The sequence below is a fragment of the Ochrobactrum chromiisoli genome, assembly GCF_026241335.1.
Lineage (GTDB): Bacteria > Pseudomonadota > Alphaproteobacteria > Rhizobiales > Rhizobiaceae > Brucella > Brucella chromiisoli.
In genome coordinates this window covers 246008-261703 of the sequence record NZ_JAPHAV010000001.1, presented here as the reverse complement: position 1 = coordinate 261703, position 15696 = coordinate 246008, and the positions used below count along the sequence as shown (strand labels likewise).

The window sequence follows — 15696 nt, the reverse complement described above, 5'->3', positions numbered from 1 at the left end:
CTGTCAAATCGTTATCGACGCATTCATGCCCGGTTGGGAGGACCGCTTTCAAATGCGCCTGAGAAAGGGATGGGTCGGATGAATCATTTTAGACTTCAGCGCGCAACAAAAAAGCAGCCCGAAAAGGCTGCCTTTTTAGAAAATTATACCAAATGCCTAACGCGTCTTGCGGCGAAGGCGGACGATAATGTCCACATTGACGATTTCCATACCCTGCGGCGCTTCGGGCATGTTGGAAACGGTTGGCTGTCCACGCTCACCGTGCGGTATATCGAAAACCACATTCTCGCCTTCGAGGAAGAAATGCTGGTGGTCGGAAATATTGGTATCGAAATAAGTTTTCGACCCTTCGACCGCAATAATGCGCAGCATGCCGGCTTCGGTGAACTGGTGCAGCGTGTTGTAGACAGTCGCAAGCGAGACCGGCACATTTGCGAGGACTGCTTCTTCATGAAGGTCTTCAGCGGAAAGATGGCGGTCGCCCTGCGCATAGATCAGATTGGCAAGCGAAACACGCTGGCGCGTCGGGCGCAAACCCGCGCCGCGAAGCCGCTCTTCCATTGAAACCATCGAGTGGCTGGCATGATAATTCTGCATTTTCACCCTTGGATCCGTCACAAGCTTGTAGCAATTTCGTCAAACATTAAACGGGCTGTTGCCCATTGCATACTGACATTGATATATGCCGTTGCGGATTAAGTATCAATAGGCATGGCAATCCCGCCTTTTTTTGGAAAGCCACCGGCACTATTTTACTGATGGAAACACTCTGTGTTAGAGGTGTTCCCGAAAGACGACAACCCGACCGTTTCTGACGCAGAAATGGTCACAGCAGAATAATCCTCAAGGGAGGCGTAATGGCAGAACAGAAATCGAGCTACGGGTATGAAGAGCTCTTGAGCTGCGCGCGCGGCGAGTTGTTCGGTCCCGGCAATGCACAGCTCCCCCTGCCGCCAATGCTGATGGTGCACCGCATCACCGAAATTTCCGAAACAGGCGGCGAGTTCGACAAGGGCTATATCCGTGCCGAATACGACGTCAGCCCCGATGACTGGTACTTCCCATGCCATTTTCAGGGCAACCCAATCATGCCGGGCTGTCTTGGCCTCGACGGCATGTGGCAGCTGACGGGCTTCTTCCTTGGCTGGCTGGGTGAACCCGGTCGTGGTATGGCGCTGTCCACCGGCGAAGTGAAGTTCAAGGGCATGGTTCGCCCGACCACCAAGCTTCTGCAATATGGCATTGACTTCAAGCGTGTGATGCGCGGTCGTCTTGTTCTGGGCACAGCCGATGGCTGGCTGAAAGCAGACGGCGAAACCATCTATAAGGCAAGCGACCTGCGTGTTGGCCTTTCGAAAGACAGCGAAAGCGCTTAAATTTATCATCATTCACGGGCGCGACCGTAGAAAACATCGAGTTTTCATACGGCCGCGCTCAAAACATGCGAAGATCGCACCTATCTAATCGTTAAGAGATCAGCCTCGCCGGCTGATCACACGAAACAGGTGCAAAGGAGAACGCGATGCGGCGTGTGGTCGTAACGGGTATGGGGATTGTATCCTCAATTGGAAATAACACCGAAGAGGTTACAACCTCTCTGCGTGAGGCCAAATCCGGCATTTCCCGTGCTGAAGAATATGCCGAACTCGGATTCCGTTGTCAGGTACACGGTACCCCGAAGATCGATGTCGAGGCGCTTGTAGACCGCCGCGCCATGCGTTTCCATGGCCGTGGTACGGCCTGGAACCACATCGCCATGGATCAGGCGATTGCCGATGCCGGACTTTCGCAAGAGGAAGTCTCCAACGACCGCACAGGCATCATCATGGGTTCCGGCGGTCCTTCGACACGCACGATTGTCGACAGTGCCGACATCACCCGTGAAAAAGGCCCCAAACGCGTTGGCCCTTTTGCCGTGCCGAAAGCCATGAGCTCGACCGCATCGGCAACGCTCGCGACCTTCTTCAAGATCAAGGGCGTGAATTATTCGATCTCTTCGGCTTGTGCGACATCGAATCATTGCATCGGCAATGCCTATGAAATGATTCAGTATGGCAAGCAGGACCGCGTTTTCGCGGGTGGCTGTGAAGACCTCGACTGGACCCTTTCGGTGCTGTTTGATGCCATGGGTGCCATGTCGTCAAAATATAATGACACGCCGTCAACTGCTTCGCGCGCCTATGACAAGAACCGCGATGGTTTTGTGATTGCAGGTGGTGCTGGCGTTCTCGTGCTGGAAGACCTTGAAACAGCCCTTGCGCGTGGCGCCAAAATTTACGGCGAAATCGTCGGCTATGGTGCGACATCTGACGGCTACGACATGGTTGCGCCTTCGGGCGAAGGTGCCATTCGCTGCATGAAAATGGCGCTTTCAACCGTCAAGGGCAAGATTGACTACATCAATCCGCACGCCACTTCGACACCTGCTGGCGATGCACCGGAAATCGACGCCATTCGCCAGATTTTCGGATCGGGCGATGCCTGCCCACCCATTGCCGCCACAAAGTCGCTGACCGGCCATTCGCTGGGTGCAACGGGCGTGCAGGAAGCAATTTACTCGCTTTTGATGATGAAGAACAACTTCATCTGCGAAAGCGCTCACATCGAAGAACTGGATCCTGCCTTCGCGGACATGCCTATCGTCCGCAAGCGTATTGATAATGCTCAGCTCAACACCGTGCTTTCCAACTCCTTCGGGTTTGGCGGCACCAATGCGACGCTGGTTTTCCAGCGTTACGAGAGCTGAGAGAGAGGGAAAATATGGAAGGCTTGATGCAAGGTAAACGCGGCCTCATTATGGGGGTCGCGAATAATCATTCACTCGCATGGGGAATTTCTAGGCAGCTTGCAGCACAGGGCGCCGAACTGGCATTCACCTATCAGGGTGATGCGCTCGGTAAACGCGTAAAGCCGCTGGCCGAACAAGTCGGTTCGGATATGGTTCTGCCTTGTGATGTTGAAGATATCGCTTCAGTTGACGCTGTTTTTGCTGAAATCGAGAAGAAATGGGGTAAGCTCGATTTCATCGTTCATGCCATCGGCTTCTCGGATAAAACGGAGCTGAAGGGACGTTACGCAGACGTCACCACACGTGATAATTTCAGTCGCACCATGGTGATTTCCGCCTACTCCTTCACCGAAATGGCACAGCGTGCAGAAAAGCTTATGAAGGACGGCGGCTCGATCCTGACGCTGACCTATGGCGGTTCGACTCGCACGATCCCGAACTACAACGTCATGGGCGTCGCAAAAGCAGCCCTTGAAGCGATGGTTCGTTATCTGGCTGCCGATTACGGCCCGCAGGGCATTCGTGTGAACGCGATCTCAGCCGGTCCTGTGCGCACGCTGGCTGGTGCCGGCATTGGCGATGCACGCGCAATCTTCAGCTATCAGCGCCGCAATTCGCCACTGCGTCGCACCGTCGATATCGACGACGTCGGCAAATCGGCTGTTTATCTGCTGTCGGATCTTTCGAGCGGTGTGACCGGCGAAATCCATTATGTGGATTCGGGCTATAACATCGTTTCGATGCCCACCCTGGAAGAACTCAAAAGCTCAGATGCCGAACGCGGCGAATAAGCTTTGTTTTCACCAACAAAAAAGCCACCTGCGAGGGTGGCTTTTTTAATTACTTTTTTGCATCAAAGATTTTGAAGCCATTTGCCTCTTCAAGCACACTCACATTCTTGAACACGCTCTTGAGTGTCGCCTCATAGGGCAACTGGCGGTTTGCAACCATCAGCAAGCGTCCGCCAACCTTGAGCCGTGAGGCAGCCGCAGCAATAAACGTCTGACCAAGCGACATGTCGGTCGCCCGTCCTTCGTGAAAGGGCGGGTTCATGATGACGGTGTCATAAATGCCCGTCAGCTTTTCACTCGTCACGTCAAACCAGTTGAACGCAATCGGCACAGACGGACTGAGACGCTGCAGATTGCCGCGAGCGGCTTCCAGTGCCTCGTAATCAGCCTCGAAGAGATCGATGCTCTTGAGGCGATCAACATGTTTCAAGCTTTGTGCTGCAAGATAGCCCCAGCCAGCACCCAAATCCGCAACATGGCCGAACACGATCTTTTCCATATGGGGAACGAGCAGCGCTGAACCCTTGTCGATGGCGCCATGTGAGAACATGCCGGGTTCGGTGCGGAACACTTCGTCAATATCAGCTGCCAGCGGTTTCAACGCATGGATGAAGTCATCATCGAGATCGGCCGGACGCTGCAACCAGAATGCCACGGCATGGTTCTTGGACAGGCGGTCGCTGATTTGCGCAATATTGCCGACCCATTTGCGGAAACTGTCAACGCCCAGTTTCTTGTCGCCACAGACAACGATCCAGCCACCCGGCTCAACACGCGTCAAAAGCTCCGCAAACCACGCCTCATTGCGCCCGCGATGTTTTCCGAGCAGAAGTAGCCCGCCGGAAAAACGCGCACTGTCGGGCAACCTCGGCTCAACCTGAAAGCCTTCCTTTTTCAGCGCCAGAAAATCCGGGCGCCATGGTTGCAGGCAGGTCAGCGCCTGCTTCCATTCGTCCTCAAGCGACCGGTCCGCAGAAATTCCACAGGCGAGGAAGGACTGGCCCTCTTCAGGAATATCCAGAATATCCTGCTCGAACGGCAGAAACAGTGTTTTTTGTGCTGGTGTCATCATGCTTCACCCATGCCGTTCAATTGTTCTGCGCGCAACAAAAAAGCGCGCCCCAAATGCCCTGGGACGCGCTCTTTCTCAATTGATTGCAGACTGCAGCGCTTATTCAGCGTCGGCTTCTGCCTTCTTTTCAGCAACGATTTCCTTGCCGGTTTCCTGATCGACAACCTTCATCGACAGGCGAACCTTGCCACGCTCGTCAAAGCCCATGAGCTTGACCCAGACTTTCTGGCCTTCCTTGACCACATCCGTGGTCTTGGCAACGCGGTCAGCAGCCAGCTGCGAAATGTGAACCAGACCATCGCGTGGACCGAAGAAGTTCACGAAAGCGCCGAAGTCAGCGGCCTTAACCACCGTACCTTCGTAGATTTCGCCGACTTCCGGTTCTGCAACAATCGAATGAATCCACTTCTTGGCGGCTTCGATTTCCTTGCCGTTGGACGAAGCAATCTTGACCGTACCATCGTCTTCGATGTTGATCTTCGCGCCTGTCTTTTCGACGATTTCGCGAATGACCTTGCCGCCCGAGCCGATAACATCACGGATCTTGTCGGTTGGAATGTTCATCACTTCGATGCGCGGAGCAAACTCACCGAGTTCTTCACGCGAGGTGGAAAGAGCCTTGCTCATTTCACCCAGAATGTGAACGCGACCGCCCTTTGCCTGTTCCAGAGCAACCTTCATGATCTCTTCGGTGATACCGTCGATCTTGATGTCCATCTGAAGAGCAGTGATGCCGTTTTCCGTACCGGCAACCTTGAAATCCATGTCGCCGAGGTGATCTTCATCACCGAGAATATCGGAGAGAACAGCGAAGCGTTCGCCTTCCTTGATCAAGCCCATCGCAATACCAGCGACCGGACGGATGATTGGAACGCCTGCATCCATCAGCGCCAGCGAGGTGCCGCAAACGGTAGCCATCGATGACGAACCGTTGGATTCGGTAATCTCGGAAACAGCGCGGATCGTGTATGGGAACTGTTCAGCAGCTGGCAGCATTGGGTGGATTGCGCGCCATGCGAGCTTGCCATGACCGATTTCACGACGGCCTGGCGAACCCATACGGCCTGTTTCACCGACCGAATATGGCGGGAAGTTGTAATGCAGCATGAAGGATTCCTTGTAGGTCCCCGTCAGTGCGTCAATCATCTGCTCATCTTCGCCGGTGCCAAGCGTGGCAACAACGATGGCCTGTGTTTCACCGCGGGTGAACAGCGCCGAGCCGTGGGTGCGTGGCAGAAGGCCAACTTCCGAAACAATCGAACGAACGGTCGAAAGATCACGACCATCAATACGGCTGCCGGTATCCAGAATGTTCCAGCGAACGATCTTCGCCTGAAGATGCTTGAAAACAGTAGCGAATTGTTCAGTCGAGAATTCCGGTTCTTCAACGCCTTCGGGGAAGAAGTGATCTTTCGCCTTGGCCTTGGCAGCGTCAACAGCCAGATAACGCGCCTGCTTTTCGGTGATCTTGTAAGCATCGCGCAGATCGTTTTCAACAACTGCGAGCATCTTGGCTTCAAGGTCCGACAGGTCTTCCGGCTGGAAGTCACGTGGTTCTTTGGCTGCAACTTCAGCAAGCTTGATGATCGCATCGATGACGGGACGGAAGCCCTGCTGTCCGAAAACAACAGCGCCGAGCATGACATCTTCGGAGAGTTCCTGTGCTTCCGATTCCACCATCAGAACGGCATCAGCAGTACCGGCAACAACCAGATCAAGCTTCGATTCCGGCATTTCGTCGATATTCGGGTTCAGCACATATTCGCCGTTGATGTAACCGACGCGCGCGCCACCGATCGGGCCCATGAAAGGAACGCCGGAAAGGGTCAGTGCAGCCGATGCTGCAACCATCGACAGAATGTCCGGATTGTTTTCAAGGTCATGCTGAATGACGGTGAGAACAACCTGTGTATCGTTCTTGTAGCCATCAACGAACAGTGGGCGGATCGGACGGTCAATCAGACGCGAAACAAGCGTTTCGTTTTCGCTTGGACGGCCTTCACGCTTGAAATATCCACCAGGAATCTTGCCAGCTGCGTAGGTCTTTTCCTGATAGTTTACGGTCAGCGGGAAGAAATCCTGACCCGGCTTTGGTTCCTTGGCAGAAACGACAGTCGCCAGAACAACGGTTTCGCCGTAGGTTGCAAGAACGGCACCGTCAGCCTGACGGGCGATCTTACCGGTTTCGAGTGTAAGCGGACGACCGCCCCATTCGATTTCTACTTTATGTGTATTGAACATATCTCGTCCTTATATGGAGACGCCGCGCAAAAGCGCTGGGACATCATCCGGGTTGGCGGACACGCCACGGGCAAGACAACGGGAAGTTCGTTATGACCAGAATATTCAACCCGGAATATTCTCTTGCACGAACCACCTGCAATCCTGCCCCATGACTGGTCCAGGTCATGAGCCTTATGGCTCGGTTGGCATGACGGAATGCACCCGGTGCACCGTCTCATGCCAGATGGGCTTTTGCCCTTTAAACGCATTCTCTTTCAGGATAGCGGCTATCCGCTCGTCCTTGGAATACAGTCGGTAAGTCTGCGCGCATCTTGCAAGATGCGCTCGTAAAACAAACGGGCGACGTTTTGAGACGTCGCCCGATTTACCGTTAGCGGCGCAGGCCCAGACGGGTAATCAGCGCCTGATAACGCGACTGGTCGATGCCCTTGACATAGTCAAGAAGACGGCGACGCTGCGAAACCAGCTTCAGAAGGCCGCGACGCGAATGATTGTCATTCTTGTGGCCCTTGAAGTGTTCGGTGAGGTTGGCAATACGCTCGGAAAGAACGGCAACCTGTACTTCAGGAGAACCGGTATCGCCTTCCTTGGTGGCGTATTCCTTGATAAGTGCTTGTTTGCGCTCAGCAGTAATCGACATCGTACACCCTTTCTTGATGAGAGGAAAAACAGACGCCCAGGCCGGGATGTCGTCCAGCGCGGGCCATGAAAGCAGCAGGCATATCCCATTGCTCGCTGTGCCTATAAAGCAAATCCGCTCGAATTGAAAGAGGTCAGTCATCTAACGTCTGCAACGGCGAAACCTATTGGCCAATTCATCATAATGGGTCTTTTGGGCAAAAATGGGCATAAAGCACAGCCATGACTTCCATCACAGCCGGATGTTCAATCTTGTAGAAAAGCAATCTGTGTTCCCGGCGATAGCTGAGAATGCCTTCCTCCTTGAGCTTGTTAAGATGCTGGGACATTGACGTCTGTGCAATGCCTGTTGCGTTGATGAGATCGGTCACGCTTTTTTCGCCATTCACCAGCTCGCACAGAATGAGAAGCCGATGCGGATTGGCCAGTCCTTTTAGAAAATTGGACACGATATCTGCCCGAGCCGGCATTTCTTGATTGATGGACACTGTTGCCTCTTTACGATTTATATTTTTGTGATATTATAAAAATATGAATTGAAACGCAAGACAAAAGGGCAAAACCGTGACCAAGAACTATCAGGACATCACCAAGGACATATCGCAATATAGCGGCGAGCTGCGCAAAATGGTGCCCGAAACCATGCAGGCGTTCCATGCGCTTGCAAAAAGTGCGGGCGCATCCGGTGAACTGGATCAGAAAACGAAAGAACTGATTGCGCTTGCAATCGGTGTGACGCAGCGTTGCGATGGTTGCATCGGCTTTCACGCAAAGGCGCTTCACAATCTTGGCGCAACCCGGCAGGAAGTGGCCGAGGTTATGGCGATGTGCGTCTATATGGGCGGTGGCCCGGCCCTTATGTATGCCGCCGACGCCATTCGCGCCTTTGATCAGTTTCAAGCCGCCTGAAAACAAAGCGCGCCGTGAAACCATCGGGGTCACGGCGCGCTGAAACTCTATAGAAACCACTGGTTCGGTTATGCTGCGGTGAACACACGCTTGGGCTTGAACTGACCATGCTCAATATAGCCAATGGCAAGCAACTTGCCATGTGATGTTACGCAAGCCTCATCCGCTTCCAGTGGCGCATCACGGCCCCGGATGATGACCGGGTTCCCAAGGCGCACGCGCTGTGCCTGATCATCAGACAGAGCCACCTGCGGCAGGCAATCAAGGGCTGCGCCTGTATCGATGATCAGCGCATCAAGTGCCGAAAAATCGCGGCGCGGCGCTGGCTGCTCGATAACCTCAGCCTCTGCCTCGCCCTCTTCCTTCTTGGGCGGCAATGGCGGCCATGCTTCTTCAAGCTCGGCCAGCGTTACCATATCCTCATCGGTGAAAGGCGCGACTTCAATGCGGCGCAGGTCCGAAATATGGCCAAAGCAGCCAAGATCGCGCCCCATATCGCGTGCGAGTGATCGCACATAGGTGCCCTTGGAGCATTCGACTTCAAATTCGGTACGGTTCTCGTCCGGGAATTCGACAATCTCAAGACGGTCAATTTCGACTTCACGGGCCGGAATCTCCACCGTTTCGCCTTCACGCGCCAGATCATAGGCGCGCTCGCCTGCAATCTTGATGGCTGAGAACTGTGGCGGAATCTGTGAAATGACGCCGGTATAATTGGGCAACAAAGCCTCGACATCTGCACGTGACGGGCGATTGTCTGAATTTTTAGTGGCAACGCCTTCCAGATCGTCGGTCGAGCGCTCTTCACCCCAGCTCACCGTGAAACGATAGACCTTGGTTCCATCCATGACGTAAGGCACGGTCTTGGTTGCTTCGCCCAGCGCAATCGGCAGCATGCCGGATGCCAGCGGATCAAGCGTGCCTGCATGACCGGCTTTTTCAGCGTTGAACAGCCACTTGATCTTCGAGACCGCCTCTGTCGATCCCATGCCCTTTGGCTTGTCAAAAATAACCCAGCCAGAAACCGGACGGCCTTTTTTCTTGCCCCGTCTTGCCATGCTTTATGCGTCTCCATTGCGCGAAGCGTCATCTGCTTCACCGTCATCATCATTGTCACGTGCCAGATCACGCGCCACTTCCGGCGAACGCAGAAGCGCATCAATCTTGGAAAAATTGTCGAAGCTGGTATCGGCCCGGAAGCGGAATTCCGGCATATATTTCATCTGATTTAGGCTTGGAGCCACACGTCCACGAATGAATTTCGCATTTGCGGCCAATGCCTTGATGACGGCCTGAACATCGGTGCTGCCGAGCGGCGTGATGAAACAGGTCGCAATTTTCAGATCCGGCGACATACGGACTTCCGACACCGAAATAACCGTGCGCTCAATCAGATCATCACGGATTTCTCCGCGCTGAAGAACCTGCGCCAATGCATGACGCACCTGCTCGCCCACGCGGAGCTGGCGCTGGGAAAGGCCACCCGAGCCTTTGGGGTCTGGAGAACGGGCCATAGCTATATCCTCGATAAACACCATGAATCGCAATCCAGCCCCACGGGGCCGGCCGATAACATGACGACAAATTGGCAAGCGCTATAAAGCGCAATTTACCACAATTCAGACGGGAGTCAGACCCTCGGAACCGGGCAACGGATTTATGAAAAACCGGACCGCCCATAAAAGGGGCGGCCCGGCATAACAGCATTAAAGGGTACGAGTAATATGTTCGACGCGGAACGCTTCGATCGTATCGCCTGCACGGATGTCGTCGTAATTTTCGAACGCCATACCGCATTCCTGACCCATCGGCACTTCGGACACTTCATCCTTGAAGCGCTTGAGTGTCTTGAGCTTGCCTTCGTGGATAACCACGTTGTCACGAATGAGGCGGACGCCTGCACCACGTTCAACCTTACCATCCACCACACGGCAACCGGCAACCTTACCGACCTTGGTGATGTTGAAGACTTCGAGAATCTCAGCATTACCAATGAAGGTTTCACGGCGTTCTGGCGACAGAAGACCCGACATCGCTGCTTTCACATCTTCGATCAGATCGTAGATAATGTTGTAGTAGCGAATTTCGGTGCCCTGCTGGTCGGCTGCATCACGCGCCTGCTTGTTGGCACGCACGTTGAAGCCGATGATCGCGGCATTGGAGGCCTCGGCCAGCGATACGTCGCTTTCCGTGATACCACCTGCACCCGAATGAACGATGCGCGCACGCACTTCGTCGGTGCCGAGCTTTTCGAGAGCGGAGATAATCGCTTCGACCGAGCCCTGCACGTCGCCCTTGATGACAAGCGGGAATTCCTTGGTGCCCGTCACCTGCAACTGGCTCATCATCTGCTCAAGCGAACCGCGCTGGCCAGACTGACGTGCCACGGCCTTATCGCGTGCCAGACGCTGACGATATTCGGCAATTTCACGGGCCTTGGCTTCATTGGCAACAACCGCGAAGCGGTCACCAGCCTGTGGCGTGCCCTGAAGACCGAGAACTTCCACCGGCATTGCAGGACCAGCTTCCTTGACATGATCACCACGGTCGTTGACCAGAGCGCGCACACGGCCCCATTCATTACCGGCAGCGATAATATCACCCGGACGAAGCGTACCCTTCTGAACCAGAACGGTTGCAACAGAACCACGACCGCGATCAAGCTGCGCTTCGATGACAACACCTTCAGCCGTACGGGCCGGATCAGCCTTCAGGTCAAGAATTTCGGCCTGCAACAGAACAGCTTCAAGCAGCTTGTCGAGGTTCAGCTTCTTCTTGGCCGACACTTCAACATCGAGCACTTCACCGCCCATGGTTTCCACGAACACATCGTGCTGAAGCAAGGCTGTGCGAACCTTCTGCGCATCGGCTTCCGGCTTGTCGATCTTGTTGATGGCAACGATGATCGGCACACCAGCCGCCTTGGCATGGTTGATCGATTCAATCGTCTGCGGCATCACGCTGTCATCAGCTGCGACCACCAGAATGGCGATGTCGGTTGCCTGTGCACCACGTGCACGCATTGCCGTAAACGCTGCGTGGCCCGGTGTATCGATGAAGGTGATTTTCTGACCGTTCTGTTCGACCTGATAGGCACCAATATGCTGGGTAATGCCGCCTGCTTCGCCGGAGACCACATTGGCCTGACGAATCGCATCCAGCAAAGAGGTCTTGCCGTGATCGACGTGACCCATGATGGTGACAACCGGCGGACGCGAAACCATTGCACCCTGATCGTCTTCCACGTTGAAGATACCTTCTTCAACGTCCGACTCAGCAACGCGCTTCACGGTGTGGCCGAATTCTTCAGCGATCAACTGCGCCATATCGGCATCGACCACATCGCCCGGCTTCATCATCTGGCCCTGCTTCATCAGGTACTTGATAATGTCAACCGAACGCTCGGTCATACGCTGTGCGAGTTCCTGAAGCGTAATCGTTTCAGGAATAACCACTTCACGCGAAATCTTTTCGCGGGTTTCCTGCATCTGCGAGCGCTTGAACTTTTCCTGACGGCGACGCATTGCCGAAAGCGAACGCGAACGGCCTTCATCTTCCAGATTACTGGAGATCGTCAGCTTGCCGCGGCGGCGGTCGTCTTCACCCTTAACAACCTTTGGTGCACGCACTTCCGGCTTGGCAGGGGTGCCACGACGGGCGCCTGCCGGACCGCGACGATCATCGTCATCCACATTGCCACCGGGCTTGCGCTGCTGGCTCTGTGGAAGCGGCTTGTTTGCCGTTGGAATAACGTCTGCAATCGCCGGCGATGCCGGGCGCTGACCTTGTCCCTGACCGGGACGACCACCCTGCTGTGGGCGACCGGAATGCTGCGGACGTCCACCCTGCGGCGCGGCGCGCTGATCATCACGACGTTCCGGAGAACGCGTTTCTGTCTGTGGAGCGCGCTTGGCTGCTTCCGCAGCGGCGCGTGCCTTGGCTTCCGCTTCCGCCTTCAGACGTGCTTCTTCTTCAGCCTGACGGCGAGCGGATTCTTCACGTTCCTTGGCACGACGTGCATCCTCTTCGGCGCGGCGCTTGGCTTCTTCGGCAGCGCGCACGCGATCTTCCGCATCACGAACCAAAGCACCTTCAAGCGCACGGCGGCGTGCATCCATTTCTGAACGCGACAGCGTGTTGAGCACCATGCCTGAGCGATCAGACGGACGCGGGCGCTGCTGCTGGCCGGAGCGCTGTGGCTGACCAGAGCGAGACTGCTGCTGGCCCGGACGCTGATGCTGTGCTGTCTGCGGGCGCGGTGCAGCGGCGGCAGGTGCCGCAGGCTTTGGCGGCTGCGGCGCGGGAGCGGCCGGTTTTGCTGCAACCGGAGCTACTGGCGCAGGCGCCGGTGCTGGCGTTGCCGCTACCGGAGCCGGCGCAACAGGAGCCGCAGGTGTTGGGGCGGGTGCTGCAACGGGTGCTGGAGCCGCAGGCGCAGGCGCTGCAGGCTTGAGTGCCGGCGCTTCCGCTTCAGGCTTCTCATCAGGCCGTGAGAACTTGCGCTTTTTCGTTTCAACGACGACAGCCTTTGTGCGGCCGTGGCTGAAATTCTGGCGCACGGTGCTCTGCTCAACGCCTGGGCGCTTAATGGTCAGCGTCTTCTTGGAGTTGACGCTCAGCGTCTTGTCGTCGTTTGTTTTATCGCTCATTACGTTTCCGTTTCCTTCGCAGCTTCTGCTGCTTTACCCGAGCATTATCCCACGCGATCAGATCATTTTGAATAATGCTCCGGTCATCCACCTCAGCGCATAATCCGGTTAGGCCAATCAAGCCGACAATCCGGTTCATGCTCCAGAGCGGATCCTATATTCTCGGAATTCAAGAGAACCGCTCTACTAATTTATACCACAGCAGTGTCGGACTGCCGTTTCAATTCGCCGTTTCAATTCACTGGGCTTTCACCTCGATAGCGATGCAATAAAAGCAATCGTTGCACGACCCCGGCGGCTGCCTTTGTGTCGAGCACGGCTGCATGTATCACATTTCCACCCCCAAATGCCAAATCCATTTCTTCCCCCTTGAAAAGAGAGAAGGCCGGGATTTCGGGGCCATCCATATGCACGACGACACGTCGCGCCTGATCTAGCTTGCGCACACCATCTGTGGCGGCTTCCTGCGCGTGCAGCACCAGAGCCGCAGCGCCGGAGCGGATCGCCTGATCCACTTTTGTCGATCCGGATACCACAGCACCCGACTTGCGGGCCAGCGCCAGACTGCCCAGTGCAGATTTCGTCAGCAACTGGTCAACCAGTGCGCCAAGATCCGCCTGCGGCGTTACACCTTCCTTCAGCGCCCGCGCAAACAGCTTGCGCTTGACAGCTTCGTCCACCAGACGCCGTTCCGCCTTGACCCAGCACCCCCTGCCCGGCAGGTTACGCTTCAAGTCCGGCACAACCGAACCATCAGGACCGGCCACAAAACGGATCAGATCATCCGCAGAACCGCTTTCGCGTGTGACGATACAGGTTCTGTCATTCATATCCTGCTCCACACGCGCTGCCGACTTTGCCATGAACTGCCTTTTATTCAACTTACGTAACTGGCAGCGGCCTAGCAGAGGTAAAGCCACATCACAATATCAAACTCAATTTAGAGCGTTTCCTGTTTTGAGTGAACAAGGAAACGCTCTAAATATTTTACGAAGCGGCTTCTTCCTCGCCTGCTTCAAGCTCTTCCTCGACTTCCGTCGCGACCAGCTCATCTTCGGTGATCCAGCCAGCCTTCAAACGTGCCGTCAGGATCATCTGTTCCGCATCAACGCGCGACACATCGAACGACGACAGGATACCGCTGTGTATAACGGTCTCGTTTTCCTTGCGCTCACGCCAGCCGACCAGATCGTCAACCGCATAACCGGCGAAGTCTTCGATGCTCTTCACGCCATCTTCGCCAACCGCAACCAACATGGCTGTGGTGAGGCCCGGAAGCTCGCGAAGTTCGTCTTCAACGCCCAGTTCTTTGCGGCGCTCATCCTGTTCGGATTCGATACGCTCAAGATATTCGCGGGCGCGATCCTGAATTTCACCAGCCGTATCGTCATCGAAACCATCGATGGAAGCGATTTCACCCGGCTCAACGTAAGCAATTTCCTCAACAGAGGCAAAGCCTTCCGAAGCCAGAACCTGACCAACCATCTCATCAACGTTGAGGGCTTCCATGAAGAGGTTCGAACGCTCAGCAAATTCCTTCTGGCGACGTTCGGATTCTTCGTCTTCGGTCAGGATGTCAATGTCCCAGCCCGTCAACTGCGACGCAAGGCGCACATTCTGACCGCGACGACCAATTGCCAATGATAATTGGTCATTCGGAACCACAACTTCAATACGTTCCGCATCTTCATCGAGAACAACCTTGGCAACTTCAGCAGGCTGAAGCGCATTGACGATGAAGGAAGCCGCATCTGGCGACCATGGAATGATGTCGATCTTTTCACCCTGCAATTCGGCAACAACGGCCTGAACGCGGGAACCACGCATACCAACGCAGGCACCGACCGGATCAATCGACGCATCACGCGAAACAACGGCGATCTTGGCGCGCGAACCCGGATCACGGGCAACCGACTTGATCTCAATGATGCCGTCATAAATTTCCGGCACTTCCATGTTGAACAGCTTCGCCATGAAAGATGGATGGGTGCGCGAGAGGAAAATTTGCGGACCGCGCTGTTCGCGACGAACGTCATAGACATAAGCGCGGATACGGTCGCCATAGCGGAATGCTTCGCGCGGGATCAACTCGTCACGACGAACAATTGCTTCCCCACGGCCAAGATCGACAATCACATTGCCATATTCAACGCGCTTGACGGTGCCGTTGACGATTTCGCCGACACGATCCTTGAATTCATCATACTGGCGGTCACGCTCGGCTTCGCGGACCTTCTGCACGATGACCTGCTTGGCAGACTGCGCAGCAATACGACCGAAGTCCATTGGAGGCAATTGATCAGCGATGAAATCACCGACCTGCGCATCCGGGTTGCGGTCGCGGGCCGTGAACAGCGAAATCTGCGTGGAATAGTCTTCGACAGTCTCGACCACTTCGAGCAGGCGCTGGAGCTTAATCTCACCGGACTTTGCATTGATGTCGGCGCGAATGTTGCTTTCCTGACCATAACGCGAGCGCGCTGCCTTCTGGATCGCATCGGCCATGGCCGCAAGAACGATCTCGCGGTCAATTGACTTCTCACGTGCGACCGCATCGGCGATCTGCAGAAGTTCCAGCCTGTTTGCACTGACTGCCATAGGTCT

14 protein-coding genes are annotated in these 15696 nt (G+C 55.2%); 4 read left to right on the top strand and 10 right to left on the bottom strand.

Translation table 11 applies throughout. The annotated features are described in order from the left end of the window. Positions 1–156: 156 nt before the first annotated feature. Positions 157–597 (bottom strand): iron response transcriptional regulator IrrA, encoded by a 441-nt coding sequence (gene irrA, locus OPR82_RS01295; protein ID WP_265982571.1) that lies wholly within the window; start codon positions 595–597, stop codon positions 157–159. Between the two features lie 260 nt (positions 598–857). On the opposite strand from irrA, the gene fabA reads away from it, so the two are divergent. The 3 genes from fabA to fabI all read left to right on the top strand — a co-directional run bounded on the left by fabA (position 858) and on the right by fabI (position 3579). Then, positions 858–1376, top strand: a complete 519-nt coding sequence (gene fabA, locus OPR82_RS01290) for a 3-hydroxyacyl-[acyl-carrier-protein] dehydratase FabA (RefSeq protein WP_265982569.1) — start codon at positions 858–860, stop codon at positions 1374–1376. A gap of 146 nt (positions 1377–1522) precedes the next feature. Continuing rightward, positions 1523–2746, top strand: a complete 1224-nt coding sequence (gene fabB / locus OPR82_RS01285; protein ID WP_265982566.1) for a beta-ketoacyl-ACP synthase I — start codon at positions 1523–1525, stop codon at positions 2744–2746. A gap of 14 nt (positions 2747–2760) precedes the next feature. Further along, positions 2761–3579 carry an enoyl-ACP reductase FabI gene (gene fabI / locus OPR82_RS01280; protein ID WP_265982564.1) on the top strand — a complete coding sequence of 273 codons (819 nt, stop codon included), beginning with the start codon at positions 2761–2763 and terminating at the stop codon, positions 3577–3579. Positions 3580–3628: 49 nt separating this feature from the next. Here the strand turns inward: fabI and OPR82_RS01275 are convergent, their stop codons facing one another. From OPR82_RS01275 to OPR82_RS01260, 4 genes are all read right to left on the bottom strand, one after another. Beyond that, entirely contained in the window at positions 3629–4651 is a 1023-nt protein-coding gene (locus tag OPR82_RS01275) for a class I SAM-dependent methyltransferase (RefSeq protein ID WP_265982562.1), read from the bottom strand. A gap of 99 nt (positions 4652–4750) precedes the next feature. Then, a complete protein-coding gene (gene pnp, locus OPR82_RS01270) occupies positions 4751–6892 on the bottom strand; it encodes a polyribonucleotide nucleotidyltransferase (RefSeq protein WP_265982560.1) in 2142 nt (713 codons plus the stop codon). A gap of 373 nt (positions 6893–7265) precedes the next feature. Beyond that, entirely contained in the window at positions 7266–7535 is a 270-nt protein-coding gene (rpsO, locus tag OPR82_RS01265) for a 30S ribosomal protein S15 (protein WP_265982558.1), read from the bottom strand. A 178-nt stretch (positions 7536–7713) separates the two neighbouring features. Next, on the bottom strand, positions 7714–7983 hold the full coding sequence (locus OPR82_RS01260; protein ID WP_265982556.1) for an ArsR/SmtB family transcription factor: 270 nt from the start codon (positions 7981–7983) through the stop codon (positions 7714–7716). A 115-nt stretch (positions 7984–8098) separates the two neighbouring features. Here OPR82_RS01260 and OPR82_RS01255 point away from each other — a divergent pair, with 115 nt between their 5' ends. Further along, positions 8099–8443, top strand: coding sequence for a carboxymuconolactone decarboxylase family protein (locus tag OPR82_RS01255; RefSeq protein WP_265982555.1), 345 nt, complete (start codon positions 8099–8101; stop codon positions 8441–8443). Between the two features lie 68 nt (positions 8444–8511). Here the strand turns inward: OPR82_RS01255 and truB are convergent, their stop codons facing one another. From truB to nusA, 5 genes are all read right to left on the bottom strand, one after another. Then, positions 8512–9501, bottom strand: coding sequence for a tRNA pseudouridine(55) synthase TruB (gene truB / locus OPR82_RS01250; RefSeq protein WP_265982554.1), 990 nt, complete (start codon positions 9499–9501; stop codon positions 8512–8514). Positions 9502–9504: 3 nt separating this feature from the next. After that, entirely contained in the window at positions 9505–9957 is a 453-nt protein-coding gene (rbfA, locus tag OPR82_RS01245; RefSeq protein ID WP_265982553.1) for a 30S ribosome-binding factor RbfA, read from the bottom strand. 192 nt (positions 9958–10149) lie between these two features. Continuing rightward, complete coding sequence (gene infB, locus OPR82_RS01240; protein WP_265982552.1) at positions 10150–13092, bottom strand: translation initiation factor IF-2; 2943 nt, start codon at positions 13090–13092, stop codon at positions 10150–10152. A gap of 233 nt (positions 13093–13325) precedes the next feature. After that, a complete protein-coding gene (locus OPR82_RS01235; RefSeq protein WP_265982551.1) occupies positions 13326–13955 on the bottom strand; it encodes an RNA-binding protein in 630 nt (209 codons plus the stop codon). A gap of 124 nt (positions 13956–14079) precedes the next feature. Further along, positions 14080–15690, bottom strand: a complete 1611-nt coding sequence (gene nusA / locus OPR82_RS01230) for a transcription termination factor NusA (protein WP_265982550.1) — start codon at positions 15688–15690, stop codon at positions 14080–14082. Positions 15691–15696 lie beyond the last annotated feature (6 nt).

Bases quoted from the DNA above. Each gene is read 5' to 3' on its own strand.
- OPR82_RS01275 (WP_265982562.1), bottom strand. From the start codon at position 4,651: ATGATGACACCAGCACAAAAAACACTGTTTCTGCCGTTCGAGCAGGAT.
- irrA (WP_265982571.1), bottom strand. From the start codon at position 597: ATGCAGAATTATCATGCCAGCCACTCGATGGTTTCAATGGAAGAGCGG.
- OPR82_RS01235 (WP_265982551.1), bottom strand. From the start codon at position 13,955: ATGGCAAAGTCGGCAGCGCGTGTGGAGCAGGATATGAATGACAGAACC.
- infB (WP_265982552.1), bottom strand. From the start codon at position 13,092: ATGAGCGATAAAACAAACGACGACAAGACGCTGAGCGTCAACTCCAAG.
- pnp (WP_265982560.1), bottom strand. From the start codon at position 6,892: ATGTTCAATACACATAAAGTAGAAATCGAATGGGGCGGTCGTCCGCTT.
- fabI (WP_265982564.1), top strand. From the start codon at position 2,761: ATGGAAGGCTTGATGCAAGGTAAACGCGGCCTCATTATGGGGGTCGCG.
- truB (WP_265982554.1), bottom strand. From the start codon at position 9,501: ATGGCAAGACGGGGCAAGAAAAAAGGCCGTCCGGTTTCTGGCTGGGTT.
- rpsO (WP_265982558.1), bottom strand. From the start codon at position 7,535: ATGTCGATTACTGCTGAGCGCAAACAAGCACTTATCAAGGAATACGCC.
- fabB (WP_265982566.1), top strand. From the start codon at position 1,523: ATGCGGCGTGTGGTCGTAACGGGTATGGGGATTGTATCCTCAATTGGA.
- fabA (WP_265982569.1), top strand. From the start codon at position 858: ATGGCAGAACAGAAATCGAGCTACGGGTATGAAGAGCTCTTGAGCTGC.
- rbfA (WP_265982553.1), bottom strand. From the start codon at position 9,957: ATGGCCCGTTCTCCAGACCCCAAAGGCTCGGGTGGCCTTTCCCAGCGC.
- nusA (WP_265982550.1), bottom strand. From the start codon at position 15,690: ATGGCAGTCAGTGCAAACAGGCTGGAACTTCTGCAGATCGCCGATGCG.